Below are 21,843 nucleotides of genomic sequence, written 5' to 3' on the forward strand. Positions count from 1 at the left end.
ATTATTTAATAAAATAATCCCCATCAAAACTAATCAAAGAATATTTTCTTTCATCGCCTATACTTGAAACTAATTCATTAATATCCAAAAAAGTCAAGCTATCTGCGCCTGTATATTCTCTAACCTCTTCAACACTTTTATTAGCTGAGATTAGCTCTTCAAAAGTAGGCGTATCTATACCATAAATATCAGGGAATTTAATTTCTGGGCATGCTATAGCCAAATGGATTTTTCTTGCACCTGCTTGTTTTAAAAGCGTGATGATTTTTTTAGAAGTTGTTCCTCTTACCACACTATCATCAATCACCACTATATCTTTGCCTTCTAAAACTTTTTTCATAGGATTGAGTTTTAATTTTACTTTCAAATTTCTCATTTCTTGAGTTGGTTCTATGAAAGTTCTTCCAACATAATGATTTCTCACTATTGCCATTTCAAGTGGAATTTTTAAATACTGTGCAAAACCTATAGCAGCACTCACACCACTATCTGGAACTGGCACTACAAAATCTACTTTTTCTTTAAATTTTTTAGCCAAGGCTTCGCCCATTTTTTTACGCACTTCATATACACTTTTACCTTCTATAATACTATCAGGTCTAGCAAAATAAATATATTCAAATGCACAAATTCTTGGATCTATCTTATCAAAAACTTGAATACTTTCAAACTCATCACTACCTTGAGTAAAAACTAGCATTTCACCGGGTTTTACATCGCGGATAAATTCAGCCTCTATCAAATCAAAAGCACAAGTTTCACTTGCTACAATATATCCACCATCTTTTAATCTACCCAAAGATAAAGGTCTAACCCCATAAGGATCTCTTACTACAAAAAGTTGATTTTTGCTAGCAAGCATAAAGCAATACGCTCCCTTGCTTTGAGTTAAACTTTCTATAAATCTATCTTTTAAAGTTTCTTTTTTACTTTTTGCTATTAAATGTACCACATTTTCTGTATCCATATTTGAGTGAAAAATAGCACCATTATCAATTAGCTCTTTTCTAACTTCTTCTTTATTAATCAAATTTCCATTATGCACCAAAGAAATATCTCCCAAAGAACAAGTAGCTGCAACAGGTTGGGCATCATGCAAAGAAGAATTTCCTGCAGTAGAATAACGATTATGTCCTATAGCTATCTCGCCTTTTAATCCTGCTAGAATTTGTGTATTAAAAATTTGTCCTACTTCACCTTTAGCTTTATGAGTTTTGATATTTAAACCATCGCTTACGCTAATCCCACTTGCTTCTTGTCCACGGTGCTGCATTGCAAATAAAGCATAATAAGCCACCGTGCTTGCATTTTTTGAATTAATTACTCCAACTACTGCACACATTTAAATTCCTAAACAATCATCTATATCATATAAGCCATTTTCTTGAGAAACTAGCCATTTTGCACATTTTATTGCACCTTTTGCAAAAGTAGCTCTTGAAGTGGCCGTATGGTTTAACTCTATAAATTCACCTTCATTGTAAAAACCAACCCTATGTGAACCCACTATATCACCACCTCTTAAACTCATCACTGCAATTTCATCTTTGCTTCTTTGCCCAATAATCCCATCTCTACCGCTTACTCTAACTTTTTCTAAGTCTAAATTTCTAGCCTTTGCAACACTTTGTGCTAAAGTCATCGCAGTACCACTTGGAGCATCTTTTTTCTTATTATGGTGCATTTCAAGTATTTCTATATCAAAATCTCTCAAAGCCTCGCTAGCTAAATAAGAAAGTTTTTTTAAAATCGCCACACCTAAAGACATATTAGTTGCATAAAGAATAGGCATAGTAATACTTGCACTTTGCATCAATTCATTTTGCTTAGCATCTAAACCTGTAGTACCTATCACCAAAGGCTTAGGATTACTTCTTGCGTATAAAAGCAAATCCTCACAACCCTTTGGAGTAGAAAAATCAATAATTACATCACATTTATTAAAAAAATCTTCATAATTTGATCCTTGATCAAAAAACGCACTAGCCTTTGCCTGTTCATCATCTTCTAAGCAAAGTCTTATTTGAGTACCCATACGCCCATTACTTCCATGAATTCCAATATTAATCATTTTAAAATCTGCCTTTTTAGAATTTGGAAAATTGTAGCGTTTATTTATTTAAAAGCAAATAACGCTTTTAGTTAATCATCCCATTTTTGCCCTAAAAAATTTCCATTTCTATCAAAAAACATTTCCATATTATTGCTTAATTTAATTTCATATCCAAATTCTTCCCAATCTACATCTACAATAAAAGCTCCAGGAAAAGAACTTTGAATTTTATCCATAATAGGTTTAGAAAGTCCATAATAATTTTGCGCATAAGGATTATGTTGAGGCATATTTTGTTGATATGAATTAGTATTTTGTTGTGTAATATTTGCACTAGCCATTAGTGCTAAAGCCATGCTTAGAGTTAGTATTTTTTTCATTTTAGATTCTCCTTAATTTTTATAGGAGAATCTTAATTAGTTTTTGTGAAATTTATGTGAAGATTAATGCAAACTTTCAATATAAGCTAAAGCACTAAGTGCTGCAACCGCTCCATCACCTGCTGCACATATTACTTGTTTTGGCGCATCTTTTCTTAAATCACCTGCTGCAAACAATCCTGCAATATTAGTTTGCATTTTAAGATCTACACTCACTTGACCGCCTTCTTCCATGGCACATAAAAACTCACCATTATCTTGTTTTAAGATTTCATTTCTTACATTTAATCCAACAAAGGTAAATATTCCAGGTACATCAAGCTCTCTTTTAGAGCCATCATTAAATGCTATTTTAATTTTATTAACACCCATATTATCGCCACAAACCTCATCAATCACTGCATTTGTGATTAATTCTATTTTGTCATTATTTTTTACTTTTTCAACTGTTGAAGGTGCTGCTCTAAACTCATCTCTTCTGTGGATTAAATATACTTTTGAGCAAATATTAGCTAGATACAATGCTTCTTCTAAAGCTGTATCACCCCCACCTAAAACAGCTACTTCTTTATTTTTATAAAAAAATCCATCGCAAGTTGCACAAGTACTTACACCTTTACCAAAAAACTCATCTTCGCCTTTAAAACCAGCACGACGCGGTGTAGAACCTGTACATACAATTACAGCTTTTGCTTGTTCGTTTTTACCACCTTCTAATTTTATATTAAAACTTCCATCAGCATTTTTGCTAATTTGCTCTACACCTACCATTTCATGTTTTAAACCAAAACGCATACACTGTTCATTCCAAGGAGCCATAAAAGAAATTCCATCTAAAACTTGAGCAACTCCAGGGTAATTTTCAATTTCTGAACTTGAAGTAATCTGCCCACCAGGCATACCTTTTTCAAACATTACAACATTTTTTAATCCACCTCTAGTAGCATACAAACCGGCACTTAAACCCGCAGGGCCACCACCTATAATAGCTAAATCTAACATAATATTTTCCTTGTAGTTTTATTTATAGGTATTATACAAATTTTTCTTTAATTATAAATAATAAAAATTATTAAATAGTAAAAAATATGAAGAAAAGCCACAAAAAGTGGCTTAAGATTATAAAAGTGAGTTTAGTTTGTCTGCTAAAGCTTGTTTTGATTGAGCGCCCACTAGCTGATCAACCACTTCGCCATCTTTAAAGAAAATGATAGTTGGGATAGATCTTACACCAAATTGTGCAGCCAAATCGCCTTGCTCATCTGTATTTACTTTACAAATTTTAGCCTTACCATCAAAATCATTTGCAAGCTCATCTATTACTGGTGCAAGCATTCTACAAGGTCCACACCATGGAGCCCAAAAATCTACTAAAGCTACGCCTTCTTTTGCTTGTGCAAAATTTTCTGTAGTTAAATCAATATATTTTCCCATTTTTTTCTCCTTTATTTTTTCACATTTTATTAAATTAGAATAAATATTCTCTTAATAGCCAATGTTCTCTAAAAGTTTTATATCATCTTTATATACACAAAGTAAATCTATTTGGTAATTCTCATCACTTTTGTGTTTCATAAAGTAATACTCTATAGCTTTGATGATTTTATTGTATTTTTTATTATCTAATCTATATGCTACTTCATAATCTCCTTGCGTACTTTTAACCTCAACAAAATGTAAAATTTTATCTTTTTTAGCAATGATATCAATTTCTCCAAATTTAGAATGAAAATTCCTTTTTAAAATTTCAAAACCTTGAGTTTTTAAATACTCGCATGCTAAATCCTCTCCTTTTTTACCAAAAAGATACTGCAATAAAGCCATTAATCTTCTATTCTCATCATAAAAACATCATCTTTTACAAATTCTTGTTCTCTAAGTTTTTGAATTAAAATTTGTATATTTTTTTCATAAGTTTGATGAGTGATAAAAAATAAAGTACTATAATCTTGCTTTTCTTTTTTTGGCTTTTGTAAAAAAGTATCGATTGAAATTTGATGTTCGCTCATTAATTGTGTAATTTTTGATAATACCCCTATTTTATCTAATACTTTTAATCTTAAATAATATCTTGTATAAATTTCATCTTTATTTAAAAGCTTATAAGAAGTATCATTTAAATATCCAAAAATAGCACTATTTTTTTCTTTTCTTGCTATATCGATTAAATCAGCTATAACAGCACTTGCGGTTGCCTTGCCACCTGCTCCTGGGCCATAATATAAACTTTCACCCAAAATATCTCCATCAACACTAATAGCATTCATCACTCCATCAACCTTTGCTAGTATTTTATCTTTACTAAGCATAGCAGGATGAACCCTTAGTTCTATTTTTTCATCTTTTATTTTAGCAATACCCAAATGCTTTATGGTGTATTCAAATTCCTTTGCAAAATAAATATCTTCATCGCTTACCTTACTAACACCCTCAATCAAGATATCTTCAGGTTTTACTCTTAATCCATAGGCAATATTTGCTAAAATTAAAAGCTTATGTGCAGCATCAAATCCTTCTATATCAAAAGTAGGATCAGCTTCGGCATATCCTAAATCTTGAGCTTTTTTTAATACTTCTTGAAATTTAGCATTATCTTCAGTCATTTTACTTAAAATATAATTGCTTGTGCCATTTAAAATGCCTTTAATAGAAACAATATTATTAGCACTCAAGCCCTCTTTTAAAATTTTAATAATAGGAATTCCACCTGCCACACTTGCTTCATAACCAAAAGCCGTATCTTGTGCTAATTTTTCAAGCTCATAACGATGATAAGCAAGCAAAGCTTTATTAGCAGTTACTACTGATTTTTTTCTTTTTAAAATCTTTGAAATTATCTCAAAAGGTAAATCAATACCACCCATTAACTCCACAAATACATCAATATCTTCACGCTCTAAAACTTCATCAATATCATTAACCACAGGAATTAATGCATTTGGTTTTGGATTTCTTGCTAAAGCAATCACTGGAATAATTTCTTCATCACATCTTGCTTTGATTAAATCTTGATTTTTTAACAAAGTTTCTACAACGGCACTTCCTACCGTGCCATAGCCTAAAATCGCTATTTTCATTTTATTCTCTTAAATATTTTTTTATATTTCTTGCTGCTTGACGAATACGGTTTTCATTTTCTATTAAAGCTATTCTAACATACTCATTGCCCGCTTCGCCAAAGCCAACTCCAGGGCTTACTGCTACATTTGCTTTTTGCAAAAGCTGTTTAGAAAATTCCATACTACCAAGATGAGCCTTACTTTGAGGGAGTTTTGCCCAAACAAACATACTTGCATTAGGTTTTTTTAGCTCCCATCCTGCTTGAAAAAACGAATCAAGCAAGACTTCTAATCTTCTTGCGTAAGTTGCTTTAATCTCTTCAACACAAGTTTGATCTCCATCTAAAGCTATAGTAGCAGCAACTTGTATAGGAGTATACATACCATAATCAAACTAGGATTTAATCTTTTTCAAAGCCGCAATTAAGCGTTTATTACCCACCACAAAACCCACACGCCAACCTGCCATGTTATAAGATTTTGAAAGTGTATAAGTTTCTACTGCTACATCTTTAGCACCTTCAACTTCAAAAATAGAAGGAGTTTTATAAGAACCAAAAGTTAAGTCCGCATAGGCAATATCAGAAATAATATAAAATCTTTCTTTTTTTGCCATAGCAACCAATCTCTCATAAAAACTTTTTTCCACTGTAACTGTTGTAGGATTATGCGGAAAATTTACTACTACATATTTTGGACGCGGAATGCTTTCATGTAGTGTTTTTTGTAAATTTTCAAAAAAAGTATTTTCGTTTAATTCATAATTTTCATTAAAATCAAAATTCATAGTTGCTACATTACCACCTGCTATGATAAAAGCTTGAGTATGTATAGGATAAGCAGGTGTAGGCACAATAGCTACATCTCCTGGATTAATAACAGCTCTTGCTAAATTTACAAAGCCTTCTTTAGAACCCATCGTTGCAACTACTTCACTTTCAGGATCTAAATCAACATCGTATTTTCTTTTATACCAATTACAAATTGCAAGTCTTAGTTTATAAATTCCACTCGAAGCAGAATACCCTGAAGTTTTGTCTTTATTTGCACTTTCGCAAAGCTTGTCTATGATATGTTGAGGAGTTTTGCCATCAGGATTTCCCATAGAAAAATCTATTATATCCTCCCCTGCTCTTCTTGCTGCCATTTTAATCGCATTAACTTCAGCAAAAACATAATTTGGAAGTCTTTCTATGGTATTAAAATGAATTTCTTCAAACATCGTCCATCCTTTTAGCGTCTTAAGTAAATTTTTAAACCCCTTTTTATGTTATCAAGGCTAAACATATCCCCCATAATAGCATATTTTGCACCCAATGGTATATTTACATTTACTTCATTTTGCTTGTGTGTATTTTCTACACCTTGAATAAAATTTAAATTTTTATCTAAAAACTGAATTTTACAAAACCAAGAATCAAGATTGTGTGCACTAAGCTCCATACTTTTTGCACCTTGCAAGTCAATAATATATTCTCTTAAAGGTTTATTTAATTGAGTAATAGTATTTAGCGGAATTTGAGTATTAACTTTAGGTTTTGCTTTTGAAAAATCTAGCTCATATTCATAATTTAGCTCTGAAATTTTAGAAATATCTTTAATAAAAACAGAACTACCTAATAAAGCCTTATAAAAAACTCCCGGATCAAGCATATACTGAGAATCTACAGCTAATTTATAAGTAATATAATTTTCTCTTAAAATTAACTCAGTTGGTATAAAATACACATAGCCTAGCTCGTTTAAAGTATCATTAATCGTTTTAAAAAATAAAACAGAATCAGCTTGGGCTTTAAAACTAAAAGTTAAAGTTTTTGGCTCATTTAATATAAAATTTGCCAAAGAATTTGTTTTTAAAATTTGAGAAATAGTGTAAATATCTACATTTCCACGCTCATCTTTATAATCATTTCTTGCAAATAAAAGCTCTAATTTTGCATCTTTAGAATTATCATTAACAATATGCTTAGCAACTTCTAAAGCACTTAGTGCAAAAGCATTAAGAGTAAAAAAAATGGAAAATATTAAAATTCTTACCATAATTTTCCTCTATTTTCTTTTATAAACTCAGCTTTTGTAATTTGTTTAATTTTACCATCTTTAATCATTAAAAACTTAGACACACCATTTTTAAACTCTAAAGTATTGTTATTTTCATCATTCAAACTAAAAGCAGCATGACCTGTGGTAATAAGCATATCTTTATCTAAAGATAAAACATAATCGTTTTTAATAGTTAAAGAACTTTTTCTAAAAGTTTTTAAATCCACCATACCAAGCCAAAGCTCTGCACTTGGTTTTATAATACTTTCTTTAAGCAAAACCATATTTTCTTCAGGCATATTTAAACTAGCATTATCCTCTAATGTTTCTTCTATAGTATTATTACTCTCATCTATTGGCTCTAAAATAGTTGTATTTGTTTCATTATTTTCTATAACATCATCAGCAAAAAAATTAACAATTGGGGTTTCATTTTCATCAACTTTTTCTTCTAAAACAACCTGCTCTTGATTTAATACGTTAGTAGTATTCTCATCTAGTGTAGAACTTTGGAAAAATCTTGAAACACCCCAAGCTAAAGCCACTATCAAAAGCACTACTACTATAATCACAATATACCATACACTCGAACTTTCTTTGGTATATGAGTTCATTCTAGGTGAAATATACACATGATTTTTTTTCTCAATACCATTTTCCTCTAAATAAGCATGATATTCTTCTAAAAAATTAGAAAAATCAAGCTCATACTCTCTTTGTAAAATTTTAATAAAACCATTTACATTAAAGCGAGATAAAGACTTAAAATCTTTTTTAATGATATATTCAAGACAAGCTATTTCTATTTGTGTTCTTTTTTGAACTTCTAATAAATTTAAATCTTCTAATTTTTTCCAACTATCCATTTTTCATCCTATCGCAAAGTATTGCAAATGCTGCACTTACATTTAAACTATCAAAATCATTATGCATTTTTATACCTACGCACTCATCGCATTTTTTAAGCACCTTTGGCGCTATGCCAAAACCTTCACTTCCCATAATCAAAACTTTTTTATCTTTGGCCTTGATAGTATGTATATCACTACCTCCGCTTGCACTAGCATAGATATAAAAACCTTTTTGTTTTAATTCATTTATCATGCTTAAAATATCATCATTTAAAACTATTTTCATATCTAAAGCCGCCCCACTACTTGCACGGATTACTCCATCCATAGCTACACTTTTAGCTACCAAAATAACCCCATCAGCACCCAAAGCATAAGCACTACGCACGATAGCTCCGATATTTCCAACATCGCTAATATTATATAAAATAACTATAAAATCTTTTTCTTTTAAACTTTCAAAAGAGCTAAATTCAAACTCATCGATTTCCATTAAAAAACCTTGATGATTTCCACCTCTTGCTAAGCTTTGTGCGGTTTTAAAATCAAGCTTTTTAATTTTTTTTGAAGCTTTTGCTATTTTTGAAAAATCAGCTTTTTCACATTCTTTTGCTAAATAAATTTCTTTAATTTTTTCTTTGTGCTTTTCTAAGATATAAAAAAACACTTGCTTACCATAAACTATCATTTTTAAATAATAACCAAATTCAACTTAAAAGCAGTTTTTGATAATTTTCTTTTGGAGATTTTGCATTGATTTTTGAAAGAAGTTTTGCCTTTGTTTTTAAAGGCAAATCAAGTTCATAAATATCTTGCTCACACAAGGTATTTTGATGAAATTGCTTTTCTTTAGCACTTACGACTACACACCATTCACCGCGCAAATCCATTGTTTTTAATTTTTCTAAAACCTCTAAGGCTCCTACTCTAAATTTAGTTTCAAATTTCTTTGTTGCTTCTTTTATGATAAAAATTTCTCTTAAAGGATCAATTTTACTAATTTCTTCTACTAAATTAAGTATTCTAGTGGGTGCTTCATAAACTATACTAGGATAAGGATTAAGCATTAAATTTTCAATATCTTTTTGTCTTTGGGGATTTTTATTAGTCAAAAAACCCATAAAAATAAATTCTTTTTTACAAAACGCGCTTGAAACTAATGCAAGTAAAGCAGCATTTGACCCTGCCAAGACTTCATAATCAATATTATTTTTAATGGCATATTCAATTAAAAACTGCCCCGGATCGCTAATACCTGGCATACCCGCATCACTTAAATATGCAATATCTTGTTCAAAAAAATCGCCATCTATTTTTGCTAAAAAATCTTTTTCGTTATGAGTATGCAAGGCTAGATATTTATCAGGTTTTATTTCTAAATTAAATTTTTCATTAAGAAGATGGACTAAAGATTTGCAAACTCTCGTATCTTCACATAAAAAGAGTTTGCATTTTTGTAAAATTTCTAAAGAATGAAAAGAAATATCGTTTAAATTTCCTATGGGTGTAGGAATAAAATATAACATTATTGCATTGCGTATTTTTTCTTAAATTTCTCTACACGACCCGCAGCATCTACGATTTTTTCACTACCTGTAAAAAACGGATGACAACTTGAGCAAATATCAACTTTAATTTCTGGTTTATTTGACTTAGTAGTAAAAGAATTTCCACAAGCACAACTAACTTTGCATTCTACATATTCTGGGTGAATTTCTTTTTTCATTATTTATCCTTTTTCAAAACATTAAGGCGTAATTATATAGATTTTTATATAAAAAATAGCTAAATTTAAGCGCGTTTTTAAATTATGAATTTTGAAGCAACCCCTACTAAAGCTGTTTGCGCTTTGAGTATGAAATTAGCTTGTAATTTTGCTTTTTTTAAATTCTCTTCTCTTTCTTTTTGCGAAAATCCACCTTCAGCGCCTATTAAAAATACATGCTTACTAGGTTCAAAACTCATCAAATCTTCACCTTCAAAGTCTATTAAAACAATATTTTCATAAGCTTGTTGAAATTTTTTAAAATCATCAAAGCTTTCAAGCTCCATTAAAGAAGCACGACCGCATTGTTGGGATGATTCTATAAGAATTTTTTCCATTCTTTTAAAATCTAATTTAAAATTCTTTTGTGAGTAATCCATATACACAAAAGAAAGCTTTGCCACTTCAAGCTCGTTTAAAAAAGGCAAGGTTTTTTCTATAATCTTTGGATCAATCACCGCTAAAGCTAAATGCAAATGCGTTTTTAATTCTTGTTTTTCTTCTTTTTTATCAAGTAAATTTAATACGCAAGAGCGTCTAGAAAGCTCTATGCATTCATAAGTATAAGCAAAAAAATCTTTTAAATTTTTTAATATGATTTTATTACCTACTTTAATTCTTCTAGCTTTTAAGTGTAAAAAAGCTTCATTTTCTAGCTCTAAATTTAAAGCACCACTTTGTGGGTGATATAAAAATCGCATTAAAAATAAAACCTTTGAAGCAAATAAGGCACAAAAAGTAAAAATATTCCCAAACACAAAATAAAAAAGCTTAAAAATCTAAATTTAGCATAACGCTTAAACAATCTTGCTTTTTTAAATAAAACAAATTGATAAATAGCCAAAGCAAAAATCAAAATCCAGCAAAACCACATAGAAAGTATATAGAGATTTAGCTCAAAATGCTTTAAAGCCCAAAGCAAACTTCCTGTAAAAAGTGTAATTGCTAAAAATAAATAATAAATTGGCAAAAATAGGCGAATTCTTTTTATAAAAATAAACTCTTGTGAAAAACTACTTTGAGTTAGATATAAATAAAACAACATTAAAAAGCCATTTGCATATAGGCTATACACATGCAATGCTAAAAAAAACTCATAACTTTGATCCATCACTGTCCTTGTGTATTATTTTCATCTTTGATATCATCATCTACGGGTATAGGAAGCGTTTCATCATCTATAATAACATTAGAATCACTTTGCTCAATTTGAACTTGCTCAGTTTGTACTTCTTTTTTTGTGGTTGTATTTTCTTGGCTTGAACAAGCTATAAAAAGCAATAATGGCACAATCAATAAAACCTTTTTCATCATACCTCCTTTTGATTGACAAAAACAAAATTTGAATCTTGAAGTTTTTTAAAAAAATCTTTATCTTTCCATTCGTCACTTATAGCTTGTGAAAATTCAATATCTGCTAGATTAATCTTTGGTAAAAACTCACTATAAGCATCTTCTCTAAAACCTTGTGCATAGCCTGTTCTTGTTTCATGCACAATAATACTTTTTAAACTAACACCTTGCTCACCATTGACCATCTTAGTCTTTAAAAGCAAGGTATCTATCAAAATAAAAAATATGCGTACAAAATTTTCCGCACTTACATTCACAGGTAAACTTACCCATCTTTGTGAATGTTTTTTCATATCTTCTAAATAAACTTTATCATCATCTTTAAAAAGCGTAATAGCATGATCAAAACTATCAATAATTTGTTTTATCTCATCTTTTAACAAGCCAAAATCATACACCATTCCAGCATTGTCAAGGTATTTACTCTCAAGTAAAATTTCTACCTTATAAGAATGGCCATGTATGCTTGTTTTACATCGCTTGGAGCTACAAAATCTAACAATATGAGCATTTTCAAATTCAAACATTTTTCTAATAATCATACGCCTTCTTTATCTCCCCAAATTCTAATATGCAATCTATCAGAGTAATTATATCCATTTTTTATACAAAATTCAGCAACACTTAAGGCATTTTTAGAAATTTCTTCTTCATTTGACCCCATAGGCATACAAAACACCTCATTTTCACAAATTTGTAAAATTTCATTGATTTCGCCTAAGGCTTTATTTTCTTGTAAAAAATCCTTATCTAAAACAAATTTATAAAAACTATCCTTAGCATAGCGTTTAAAAGCTTTCAAAGCTTTTTCATTAATCCTTTTTTCTTTTTTTACACCACTATTGCTAAGCTTCACACCCAAAGCAAAATAGCATTTTTTATACAAAGGGTATTTTTCAAAGTCAATTTCAATACTTGCATTTGTTTCAAAATGCACCTTAAAACCATTTTCTAAAAGTAAATTAACAAAACACAAAAAATCTTTATTTTGATAATTTAATAAAGGCTCACCGCCGGTAATGACAACTATAGCTTTGCGTGAATTTGCTAGTTTTAAAACCTCATCAAAAAGCTTTGTTGAAGTATATGTTTTATAACAAGTTTTAAATTCTTTGGTAAAGACAGCTCTTATAGTATCACAGCCCAAAAGCATTTTAGAATCTTTTTCTTTTTTTACCCCAAAGCCTGTGCAGTTAAAATTACACCCAGCAAACCTTACAAATATAGCCAAATTTCCACTATATTTTCCCTCACCTTGCAAGCTTAAAAAAGTTTCAACAACTTCCATTATCCACCTGTTTGATAAAAAGCTCTTGTAGAACTTTGATTGGCTTCATTTTCTGCCCATCTATTTTTTTCTGATTTGTTTTTTATCACGGTTTTTAAAACTTCACAAGCACCTACTATGTCTTTATTACGTATAGCCTTTTTAATGCTTAAAGCCTCATCATAATACAAACAAGGTATTAAAAGCCCTTCGGCTGAAAGCCTTATACGGTTACAACTATCGCAAAAATCATGACTATGTGGATCAATGATGCCAAACTCATATCCATCTTCAAGTTCATAAATAGTCGCAGGTGCATTTGGACTTTTTTGTCCTTGTTTAAAAGAATACTTTTGAGCAATAATATTTAAAATTTCTGCTGATTTTAAGCCTTTTAAATCTCCATAAGCATGATAATTTTCCATAAATTCTATAAAGCGAATTTGGCTTTTGCGTGCTTTGGCAAATTCTAAAAGATCGATAAATTCACTATCATTAATCCCTTTAAGAGCTACGGTGTTAAATTTAATATTAAAGCCTAATTCTAAAGCCTCATTAATACCATTTAACACATCTTTAAGTATATTTTTTTGGGCTAATTTAAAAGCTACTTCTTCTTTTAAGGTATCTAAAGAAATATTAATTCTTTTTAAGCCTGCTTGTTTTAAGTCTTTTGCTTGTTGTTTTAATAAAGAAGCATTAGTGGTAAGCGCTAAGTCTATATCTTGCTTATACTCACTAATCATAGCAATAAATTTATGCAAATCTTTTCTTACTAAAGGCTCACCACCTGTAATACGAATTTTTTTAACCCCCTCATCAATACAAACCTTAACAAACATAAAAAGTTCTTCAAATGATAAAAGATTTTCCTTAGCACTCCATTCAAATGGAGTTTTTGGCATACAATAAAGGCAACGAAAATTACATCTTTGTGTTACTGAAATTCTTAAATAATCTATCACTCTTCCATAGCTATCTACTAACATCAAAGGCCTTTATAATAATTTATTAAATTTTAAAATAAGCTCAACTCTACCCGTACCTATACGCAAATCTTTGGCAATTTGCTCAATGGATTTTTTTTGATTAAAAAGCTCTATCACCTTTTGCTCTTCATTATCATAACTTGGGCTTAATTTTGTAATACTTTGAGTTTTTTGTTCTAAATTCAACAAGCGATTTTTTTGCTCACTTTGAAATTCTTCAATCACCTCTTCTACTTCTTTTAAGGCGCTTAAAATAGGAATGATATTTTGATTGATTTTTTGTTCTAATACTTGTAAAAGCTCTTCTTTTAATTCTTCTTTAATAACTTCAGTGTCTATTTCTTCTTTTTCTTGCTCTTGTTCCTCTAAACTTTCTTTTTTTAAATAATGATATTGCTTGTTTAAATCTTCTATCATCTTACCAAGCTCATTAATCTTAGCAATATTTTCTTTTTCTTTTATCATCATATAAGCAAACATAGCAAAAATTAATAAAGCTACCACAAGCCACAATAATAAATCACTACCCATTTTCTTGCTCCTTTAAAATCTTAATCATCGCTCTTTGCATATTTGCTACAAAATTATCATACACAAGCTCATCTTCTGCTTTTATTTGTGTAATTTTTGCTTCATTTTCATTTAAGGCTTTAAAAAAAATACTAATTTTTTGACCATTTAACTCAAATCTTGCATAATATTCCCCATCTTGAGCCAAGCATTTATCTTTAAACTGAATGTGTGCAAAATTTACACCCACCACAAAGGCTTTATATTTTAAATCTGTAAATAATTTTGTTTTATTGATATCATTTTTTATCAAATACAATTCTTGTTTTATATCCATAAGCAAATCAAAAATAATTTGCTCGCCTTCGCTAAATTCCACTCTTGAGGCAAGCTTTTTCCATTTACTTAAATTGACATAATTATTACTTGAAAGATATTCTTGTAAAAACTCTTCATATCTTTCTTTGCTCTCTTCAAACTCAAGCTCTAACGAGCTTTTAAAAAATTTTATCTCCATAAAAGATCAACCCAAATAAATATAAAAAACACTATACTTAAATACCCATTTAAAGTAAAAAATGCTTTATCAATTTTTGCAAAATTCTTTCTAACAATGCGGTGCTCAAAAAATAAAATAATCGCACTAATTATCACACCTAAAAAAGCAATATTTCCCGTTGGAGCCACCCAAACAAATAAAAGCCAAAAAAGTACTGCCAAAACATGACAAAATGCTGAGATAAATAAGGTTGCTTCAAGTCCAAATTTAGCAGGTATAGAGTGCAAACCTGTTTTTTTATCATATTCCATATCTTGCAAAGCATAAAGCAAATCAAATCCAGCTGTCCAAAAAGTAACACCCAAACACAAAATCACACTATAAATTTCAATACTTCCCAAAACTACAATGCTACCTGCAATAGGAGCAAGCCCTAAGCAAAATCCTAATACTAAATGCGCTAAGGATGAAAATCTTTTAAAAGCTGAATAAATAGCTAAAATAAATAATACCGGCAAAGAAAGAGCAAAGGCTAATTTATTAATAAAATAGCTTGCCAAAACAAAAATAATAGCATTTAAAATAATAAAAAGTAAAATACTAGTTTTACCTATACGTCCATCGATATTAGGTCTATTTGCACATCTTGGGTTATTTTTGTCAATATCCTCATCCATCAAACGATTAATCGCCATTGCAAAATTTCTTGCACTCACTGCACAAATAATACCCAAAAATAAAGCCTTAAAACCAAACCAAGTACTATCATTTAAAATAACAGAAGCTACAATCATTGAAGTAAATAAAAAAGGTAGGGCAAAAATAGAATGCTTAAAAACAATCAAATCTAAAATATCTTTTAATTTTTCTTTTAATATAGGCATTTTTTCTCTTTATAATATATTTTTGTTATGATTTTACTAAAATAATTTTAAATTTAGGATATTTTTACGATGTTTTTTGAATTTGCACTCATTGGAACTACTGCAAGTGGCAAAACAGAACTTGCTAATAAACTAGCTTATGAATTTAACGCAAGTATTTTAAGCCTTGATAGTCTTTGTGTATATAAACAAATCAACATCGCTTCAGCCAAAACAGAGCAAAAAACCCTAGATGAGCTTGATTATTTTGGCATAAATTTATTAAATGTCAATGAGCATTTTAACATCGCTTTGTTTTTTGAAGAATACAAAAAAGCAAAAGCTTTTGCCCAAAAAAATAATCAAATGCTTATTATCACAGGTGGAACTAGTTTTTATTTAAAAGCTTTAATGGATGGCTTGAGTGAAAATTTCAAAGAAAGCCAAAGCGCACTAAGTAATGATGAAATTTATCATTTAATGATAAAAATTGATTCACAAGCAAAAATAAAAAAAAACGATACTTATCGTTTGAAAAAATGGCTTGGAATTTATGAGCAAACTAATAAAATTCCAAGTGAAGTTTTAAAAGAAACCAAACAAGAAGCTTTGATTAAAAAACTTGATATTTTTGAAATTTCTTGGCAAAAAGATCTTTTAGAAAAACGCATTATTAAGCGCACTAAAAATATGCTAAATGAGGGTTTAGTAGATGAAGCTAAAATGTTATTTGATAATTATGATCATAATTTAAAAGCACTAAATTCCATAGGTTTAAAAGAATGCAAAGAGTTTTTAGATAAAAAAATAAATTTAAATGAGCTTGAAGAGCTCATCATCATTCACACAAGACAACTTGCTAAAAGACAAAGAACTTTTAATAAAAAATTCAATAAAGAAATTTTAGATTTTCAAAATGCTTATGAGAATTTAAAAGCTTATATTTTAAAAAAATATCAAGGCTGAGTATTTAAGACATTTAATTTATCTTTACACAAATTTTGCCAATTGCTTGTTGCATTAATATCTATACAATTTTGCAAACTTTGCTTTTGATTTTGCACATCTTTTAAATCTTCATAAATATTACTTTGCGTATAAAAAGCTCTTGCGCGCTCATCATCTTTTAAAGGATTAGCAAGTAAATCTTTAAATAAAGTTAAGGCTTTTTGGGCTTGATTGTTTTGTTTTAAAGCTTTGATATAGATAAATTCTAAATCAGGACTAAAAAGATTCACCCCTTTTAAATTTTGATAGTCAATAGCCTTTGGAGCATAAGTTAAAATGCTGGTTAGAAAATTATTTTTTTCACAATAACGCAAAAACTCATAATATAATTCCACCATACGATAATTCATAGGAAATTGCTCTAATTTTTGCAAAGTTCTTATCATAGCATTATAATCTTGTAATCTAAGCTCAGCAAAAAATTTAATATAATTTGCTTCAAATTTTTCATTATCACTAATAATCGTTCTTGTGTTTAAAATATCGTTAATTGTTTTTATAACAAAGCTATAACGCTTATCTTTAAGAGCTAAATCAGCACTTTGAAGCTTATAAAAAATAATATCATCATTTTCATTTTCCACTATGTATTTTTTAGCTTCTTCTATGCGCGTTGTGCGTTTAAAACATTCAAGCATTTGCTTTTTATTTTGTATTTTACCCCCTACATTATAAACTTTAAAATCATCATATATTTTAATAGCAGCTAAACATTCATCATTTTTTAATTTTTGTTCTAAAACTAAAATAGCAGCTTGTTCTAAAAGATTTTTAACTTCTTTATTAGAGTATTTTTCAATGTCTTTTTGATAACTTACAACTTTTTCATAATTTTTTTCTTGAAAATACAATTTTACATTATCAAACAGCGCCTTACTAGAAATTTCTCCAGCATATTTTTTCATAATTTCTTCATATCTTTGATGTAAAAAACTTGCATTAGCATCTTTTAAATATAAAAAGTTTTTATCTTGCGCTTCTTTGATTAAACTTACATATTCACCCAAAGGAAAATCTTCTGCATAAAGATCTAAATATTTTTGAGCCTTGGTATGCTCATTTGCATTTAATAAAGCCAAAGCAAGATCTTTTAGCACTTTTTCATATTCTTTATCTACCTTAGTTAAATGCGTAAAAATATACTCATAAATTTTAGAACTTAAATCATAAACCCTATTATTAGCAAAAGCTTTAGCTAATAATAAGGAATTTTCCAAATCACTCATGAAAAATTCAGGATTTGATTCTAAAATTTTATTTGCTAATTCTTTTGCTTCTTTTGTATTTTGAGTTTCTAAATAATTTTTTGATAAAAATAAAGCTGCCCTACTGGCTAAATCTGCATTTGGAGTAGAATAATACACATCTTGATAAATATTATTTGCGGTATTTTTTTTACCCAAATGATATAAATAATCTGCATAATCAAGCAAAGCCATTATAGTGTATTTATCGCCTTTATGCTCAGTATTTAAAGTATCTATAATATATTCAACATTTGATCTTTGTGATAAACCCATATAAACTCTCATCATAATATACATCACTTCTGTATAATCTTTATCGTTAATATAAGTTCTCACCCATCTTTTAGCATCATCTAACATTTGTTCTAAAATTACTTGGTCTTTATCAAGTTCATAAGTATAAAGTTTATTTTGCGCTCTTAACTTATAAAGCTCAAATTCATTCATAAATACACTACCTTGATAACGCTTAATAGCATTAACAGTATCTCTTAATACTTGATCATATTTTTTTGCCTCATATTCTTGTTTTATACTAAAATAAGCGTTAAAATCTGCGCTTTTAGAAGTTTCCATAGGGTTAGAATTTAAATCTAAAGCTCCAATAAAGGGCATTAATCCATCATCAAAATAAATATCAAAATCAAGCCCATCGCTAGGTTTGTAATATCTTAAATCTTTAGTAAAAATAAACACAAAGTGTTTAGAAGTATCTCCACTTTGACTTTGAATTTCTTTTGCATTAAAAATATCTTGGGAATAGTTAAACATCTTAGCTAAAATTTTAGGATAGATTTTGATTGTCAAAAAGGTTTGGTGCTTTTCAAAATAAATTGTAAAATCATCAAACTCTTTATTTTGAAATTGCATATTACTAACACCCAAAACATTACATTCAAAATGGGTCTTTTCAAATTCAAAAACATTTTTACAGGTAAAATCTTTATTATCTTTTAAATGCAAAAGTGTAAAGGGACGCTTGTGTTCTTCCCCTTTATTAACAATAATTTCAAAAGAAAATGTATAAGTTATACTTAATAAAAATAAAAATAAAACCCTTATCATAAGCGTGATTATAGCAATATTATTTTACAAAAGCAAAAACACGCAAGAAACACTTCCAATCAAACACAAGCACAAAATAATCTTTTGTTTTACATCTAAGTTTGCACTTTCTATAATTTGAGCTTTTTTGAAAAAAACATAAATTAAAATTTTCAAATAAGCATAAAGCATAATCATAGAACTTAAAGCTATAGCAAATACAAGCACATAATAACCTGAATTTAAAATAGAAGCTAAAATTAAAATTTTACCCCAAAAAATCCCAAAAGGTGGAATACCTGCTATACATAAAATAAATATAGCTAACATTATAGACAATACCGGTCTTTGATCAAACAAGCCCGAAAAGCTCTCAAATGAACTTTTTTGAAATAAACTCAATATCAAAAAAATTCCATAATTTGCAAAAGCAAAAGAAATCCAATACACAAACAAAGCAAAAATTGAAAGCAAATAAGAAGTCCCATCTCCTTGAGAACTTACACTCATACTAGAAACAATAACTGCTAATATAAAAGAAGAATGAGTAATAGAACTATATGCAAGCATTTTTTTTACATCTTTTTGGATTAAAGCTACTATACTTACAGCAAGCATAGAAAAAATCGCTAGCAATGCTACTATATATTCAAATTTTACCCCACCACCCAAAGCAGAAAAAATTCTTAAAACTACTATTATCATAGCTATTTTTGGTACTATAGATATAAATGCTATAAAATTTGTATGCACCCCATAATACACATCTTTTAACCAAAAATGAAAAGGTGCGATAGAAAGCTTTACCCCAACAATAACTAAAAACATTACTCCAGCACAAAGCAAGATAGGATCTGAAATGTATTCAGAATGCAATAAATTATCTAAATCCAAAGACTTAGTTTTTAAATACACAAAAGCACAAGCAAAGACAAAGAACCCAGCTCCCACCGCAGCTAGAGTAAAATACTTTATACTAGAGCTAATAGCATTATGAGTTCCTCTTAAAGCTATTAATGTATAAAGAGCTAAAGAAGAACCTTCTAATGCTAGGAAAATTACGATTAAATTAGTGCTTGATACCATTAATATCAAAGACGCAACCATAAATAAAAATAAAGAAAAAAACTCTGGCTTTTGCTCATCTTTGTCCATCAATAAATAAAGCATAGAAAAAACTAAAATAACTAATTGAGCAAAAATTGCATAATTATCGCTTACAAATAAACCAAAAAAAGCATGAGAATTATCTAAAACAAAGCCATTATAAAGCAATAAAAAACATAAGGTGCTAAGCAAAGCTATAACACTTACTCCTATATAAAAATTTCTAGAAAGTTTTTTAAACGCACCCAATAAAAGTAAAGCAATAGCCCAAAAAAGCAATGACAACACAGGAAATAATAATACAAAATTCAATTTTTCTAAACTAAAGCCACTCATTAAAAACCTCTTATATCATCTATGATTTTTTGATTTTCTATTGCAATATTTCTTGTTTGCATAACCTCAAGAATGCTATTTACATTCAAAGCAATTTGATCAAGCATAGCACTTGGAGCTATCCCTAAATAAATTACCAAAGCACTTAAAATACTCAACACAAAAATTTCGCCTTTTTTTAATACTAATTTCTCCATTTTTTCTGCGTTAGTGGCAAAAAACATATTTCTATAAATATTTAGCATATAAATAGCCCCTAAAATGATCACACCACCTGCAAATAATGCATACCATAAATTTACGCTTGCTATGCCTTGTAAAATTAAAAACTCACCTACAAAAGAAATGGTCAAAGGTAATGAAATAGATGAAAATAATAGCACTGCAAAGAAAAAACTAAACACTGGAGCTGTTTTAGCTAAATTTTTATAAAAGTCTAAATCAAAAGTATGATATCTTTTATAAAGCATATAAGCAGCCAAAAACAAACCACCTGTTACTATACCATGTGCAAACATGTAAAATACAGAACCACTTACCCCATTATAAGTAAAAGTCACAATACCTAAAATCACCACACCCAAATGCGAAATTGAACTATAAGCGATTAATTCTTTTAAATCCTTGGTTTTAAAGGCAATTAAAGCTGCATATAAAATTCCAACTATACATAAAATAGCAAGCAAAGAATAATAATGATTTAAAGTATCAGGTGTTAAAGGCAAGATAAATCTTAAAAATCCAAAAGGAGCCATTTTAAAACTAACAAGCATTACAGATACTAAAGTCGGACTTTTTGCATAAACTTTTGGCGCCCAAGTGTGGAAAGGAAATAAAGGACTTTTAATCGCAAAAGCGATAAAAAATCCTATAAAGATTAAATTTTGCACACTTTCAGGTATGAAAAATTCACTCTTATACCAAGCAAGTAAATCAAAACTCCAATACCCAAAACTTTGATAATACAAAAACCCTACATAAATAATCGCTAAAAGCATAAGCATAGAACCGCAAAATGCATAAATGAAAAATTTAATCCCTGCTTTATAATTATCTGAATATCTGCCTATTAAATAAATAAGCGGTATAAGAGAAAACTCCCAAAATACATAAAATAATAAAGCATCTAATGAAGCAAAAAGCCCTATAATACAAAATTGCAATAAAAATATACTTACTACAACACTTTTATCTTGAATATCCAAACATATAAAAGATAAAAAAATCATAATAGAACAAAGCAACATCAAATAAAGCGCTATAGCATCTACACCGATATGAAAATTAACTATTAAAGAATTTAAACTAAACTCATAAGCTATACCACCATGATAATTAAACAACAAAAAAACATTAAAAACTAAAATCAAAAAACTAACTAAAACAGCAAAAGACTTGCTATCTTCTTTTTGCAAAAACAAAGCTATAAAAGCTGCAAAAAATGGAAATAACATTAATAAACTAAGCAT

At 29.1% G+C, this 21,843-nt stretch carries 25 protein-coding genes and 1 pseudogene; 1 reads left to right on the forward strand and 25 read right to left on the reverse strand.

The window, feature by feature from the left end; translation table 11 throughout:
* Position 1 precedes the first annotated feature (1 nt).
* The 22 genes and pseudogenes from purF to mqnP form a co-directional block, all read right to left on the reverse strand.
* Complete coding sequence (purF, locus tag CAMP18497_RS03045; protein ID WP_337212430.1) at positions 2 to 1,342, reverse strand: amidophosphoribosyltransferase; 1,341 nt, start codon at positions 1,340 to 1,342, stop codon at positions 2 to 4.
* Positions 1,343 to 2,071: a 4-hydroxy-tetrahydrodipicolinate reductase gene (dapB, locus tag CAMP18497_RS03050; RefSeq protein WP_047208648.1), complete on the reverse strand. Its 729-nt coding sequence runs from the start codon at positions 2,069 to 2,071 to the stop codon at positions 1,343 to 1,345.
* Between the two features lie 71 nt (positions 2,072 to 2,142).
* On the reverse strand, positions 2,143 to 2,433 hold the full coding sequence (locus tag CAMP18497_RS03055) for a PepSY-like domain-containing protein (protein WP_337212431.1): 291 nt from the start codon (positions 2,431 to 2,433) through the stop codon (positions 2,143 to 2,145).
* A 63-nt stretch (positions 2,434 to 2,496) separates the two neighbouring features.
* Positions 2,497 to 3,435, reverse strand: a complete 939-nt coding sequence (gene trxB / locus CAMP18497_RS03060; protein ID WP_337212432.1) for a thioredoxin-disulfide reductase — start codon at positions 3,433 to 3,435, stop codon at positions 2,497 to 2,499.
* A gap of 117 nt (positions 3,436 to 3,552) precedes the next feature.
* Positions 3,553 to 3,867: a thioredoxin gene (gene trxA, locus CAMP18497_RS03065; RefSeq protein WP_039619298.1), complete on the reverse strand. Its 315-nt coding sequence runs from the start codon at positions 3,865 to 3,867 to the stop codon at positions 3,553 to 3,555.
* A 51-nt stretch (positions 3,868 to 3,918) separates the two neighbouring features.
* On the reverse strand, positions 3,919 to 4,257 hold the full coding sequence (locus CAMP18497_RS03070) for a YraN family protein (RefSeq protein WP_039619300.1): 339 nt from the start codon (positions 4,255 to 4,257) through the stop codon (positions 3,919 to 3,921).
* Positions 4,257 to 5,510 carry a homoserine dehydrogenase gene (locus tag CAMP18497_RS03075; protein WP_337212433.1) on the reverse strand — a complete coding sequence of 418 codons (1,254 nt, stop codon included), beginning with the start codon at positions 5,508 to 5,510 and terminating at the stop codon, positions 4,257 to 4,259. Before CAMP18497_RS03075 ends, CAMP18497_RS03070 begins: the two co-directional genes overlap by 1 nt.
* Before the next feature lies 1 nt (position 5,511).
* Positions 5,512 to 6,714, reverse strand: a pseudogene (locus CAMP18497_RS03080) (LL-diaminopimelate aminotransferase).
* Positions 6,715 to 6,725: 11 nt separating this feature from the next.
* Positions 6,726 to 7,532, reverse strand: coding sequence for a hypothetical protein (locus CAMP18497_RS03085; RefSeq protein ID WP_337212434.1), 807 nt, complete (start codon positions 7,530 to 7,532; stop codon positions 6,726 to 6,728).
* Positions 7,526 to 8,401: a hypothetical protein gene (locus CAMP18497_RS03090; protein ID WP_337212435.1), complete on the reverse strand. Its 876-nt coding sequence runs from the start codon at positions 8,399 to 8,401 to the stop codon at positions 7,526 to 7,528. Before CAMP18497_RS03090 ends, CAMP18497_RS03085 begins: the two co-directional genes overlap by 7 nt.
* On the reverse strand, positions 8,394 to 9,074 hold the full coding sequence (gene rlmB, locus CAMP18497_RS03095; RefSeq protein WP_263692565.1) for a 23S rRNA (guanosine(2251)-2'-O)-methyltransferase RlmB: 681 nt from the start codon (positions 9,072 to 9,074) through the stop codon (positions 8,394 to 8,396). The genes CAMP18497_RS03090 and rlmB overlap by 8 nt, the downstream gene beginning before the upstream one ends.
* A 19-nt stretch (positions 9,075 to 9,093) precedes the next feature.
* Entirely contained in the window at positions 9,094 to 9,912 is an 819-nt protein-coding gene (gene rsmI / locus CAMP18497_RS03100) for a 16S rRNA (cytidine(1402)-2'-O)-methyltransferase (protein ID WP_337212436.1), read from the reverse strand.
* Positions 9,912 to 10,112 (reverse strand): 50S ribosomal protein L31, encoded by a 201-nt coding sequence (rpmE, locus tag CAMP18497_RS03105; RefSeq protein WP_012662118.1) that lies wholly within the window; start codon positions 10,110 to 10,112, stop codon positions 9,912 to 9,914. The genes rsmI and rpmE overlap by 1 nt, the downstream gene beginning before the upstream one ends.
* 77 nt (positions 10,113 to 10,189) lie before the next feature.
* A complete protein-coding gene (locus CAMP18497_RS03110) occupies positions 10,190 to 10,852 on the reverse strand; it encodes a 16S rRNA (uracil(1498)-N(3))-methyltransferase (protein WP_337212437.1) in 663 nt (220 codons plus the stop codon).
* The gene (locus CAMP18497_RS03115; protein ID WP_214099233.1) at positions 10,852 to 11,262 is read right to left on the reverse strand and encodes a hypothetical protein; all 411 of its coding nucleotides are present in this window, start codon (positions 11,260 to 11,262) and stop codon (positions 10,852 to 10,854) included. The genes CAMP18497_RS03110 and CAMP18497_RS03115 overlap by 1 nt, the downstream gene beginning before the upstream one ends.
* On the reverse strand, positions 11,262 to 11,462 hold the full coding sequence (locus CAMP18497_RS03120; RefSeq protein WP_337212438.1) for a hypothetical protein: 201 nt from the start codon (positions 11,460 to 11,462) through the stop codon (positions 11,262 to 11,264). Before CAMP18497_RS03120 ends, CAMP18497_RS03115 begins: the two co-directional genes overlap by 1 nt.
* On the reverse strand, positions 11,462 to 12,046 hold the full coding sequence (locus CAMP18497_RS03125) for a 6-pyruvoyl trahydropterin synthase family protein (protein WP_257936213.1): 585 nt from the start codon (positions 12,044 to 12,046) through the stop codon (positions 11,462 to 11,464). The genes CAMP18497_RS03120 and CAMP18497_RS03125 overlap by 1 nt, the downstream gene beginning before the upstream one ends.
* A complete protein-coding gene (locus CAMP18497_RS03130; protein WP_337212439.1) occupies positions 12,043 to 12,792 on the reverse strand; it encodes a 7-carboxy-7-deazaguanine synthase QueE in 750 nt (249 codons plus the stop codon). Before CAMP18497_RS03130 ends, CAMP18497_RS03125 begins: the two co-directional genes overlap by 4 nt.
* Complete coding sequence (moaA, locus tag CAMP18497_RS03135) at positions 12,792 to 13,760, reverse strand: GTP 3',8-cyclase MoaA (protein WP_263674945.1); 969 nt, start codon at positions 13,758 to 13,760, stop codon at positions 12,792 to 12,794. Before moaA ends, CAMP18497_RS03130 begins: the two co-directional genes overlap by 1 nt.
* A gap of 9 nt (positions 13,761 to 13,769) precedes the next feature.
* The gene (locus CAMP18497_RS03140; protein ID WP_337212440.1) at positions 13,770 to 14,291 is read right to left on the reverse strand and encodes a hypothetical protein; all 522 of its coding nucleotides are present in this window, start codon (positions 14,289 to 14,291) and stop codon (positions 13,770 to 13,772) included.
* Complete coding sequence (locus tag CAMP18497_RS03145) at positions 14,284 to 14,787, reverse strand: hypothetical protein (protein ID WP_337212441.1); 504 nt, start codon at positions 14,785 to 14,787, stop codon at positions 14,284 to 14,286. Before CAMP18497_RS03145 ends, CAMP18497_RS03140 begins: the two co-directional genes overlap by 8 nt.
* Entirely contained in the window at positions 14,778 to 15,653 is an 876-nt protein-coding gene (gene mqnP, locus CAMP18497_RS03150) for a menaquinone biosynthesis prenyltransferase MqnP (RefSeq protein ID WP_039619329.1), read from the reverse strand. The genes CAMP18497_RS03145 and mqnP overlap by 10 nt, the downstream gene beginning before the upstream one ends.
* 69 nt (positions 15,654 to 15,722) lie before the next feature.
* On the opposite strand from mqnP, the gene miaA reads away from it, so the two are divergent.
* A complete protein-coding gene (gene miaA, locus CAMP18497_RS03155) occupies positions 15,723 to 16,598 on the forward strand; it encodes a tRNA (adenosine(37)-N6)-dimethylallyltransferase MiaA (protein ID WP_263677364.1) in 876 nt (291 codons plus the stop codon).
* On the opposite strand, the gene CAMP18497_RS03160 is transcribed toward miaA, so the two are convergent.
* Genes CAMP18497_RS03160 through CAMP18497_RS03170 form a run of 3 tightly spaced genes read right to left on the reverse strand, consistent with a single transcriptional unit; the run spans position 16,589 to position 21,843 of the window.
* Positions 16,589 to 18,952: a tetratricopeptide repeat protein gene (locus CAMP18497_RS03160; protein WP_337212442.1), complete on the reverse strand. Its 2,364-nt coding sequence runs from the start codon at positions 18,950 to 18,952 to the stop codon at positions 16,589 to 16,591. The genes miaA and CAMP18497_RS03160 overlap by 10 nt on opposite strands.
* 24 nt (positions 18,953 to 18,976) lie before the next feature.
* Entirely contained in the window at positions 18,977 to 20,374 is a 1,398-nt protein-coding gene (locus CAMP18497_RS03165) for an NADH-quinone oxidoreductase subunit N (protein ID WP_337212443.1), read from the reverse strand.
* Entirely contained in the window at positions 20,374 to 21,843 is a 1,470-nt protein-coding gene (locus CAMP18497_RS03170) for a complex I subunit 4 family protein (RefSeq protein WP_337212444.1), read from the reverse strand. The genes CAMP18497_RS03165 and CAMP18497_RS03170 overlap by 1 nt, the downstream gene beginning before the upstream one ends.

Source organism: Campylobacter sp. W0066.1, assembly GCF_024723635.1.
Lineage (GTDB): Bacteria > Campylobacterota > Campylobacteria > Campylobacterales > Campylobacteraceae > Campylobacter_D > Campylobacter_D lari_C.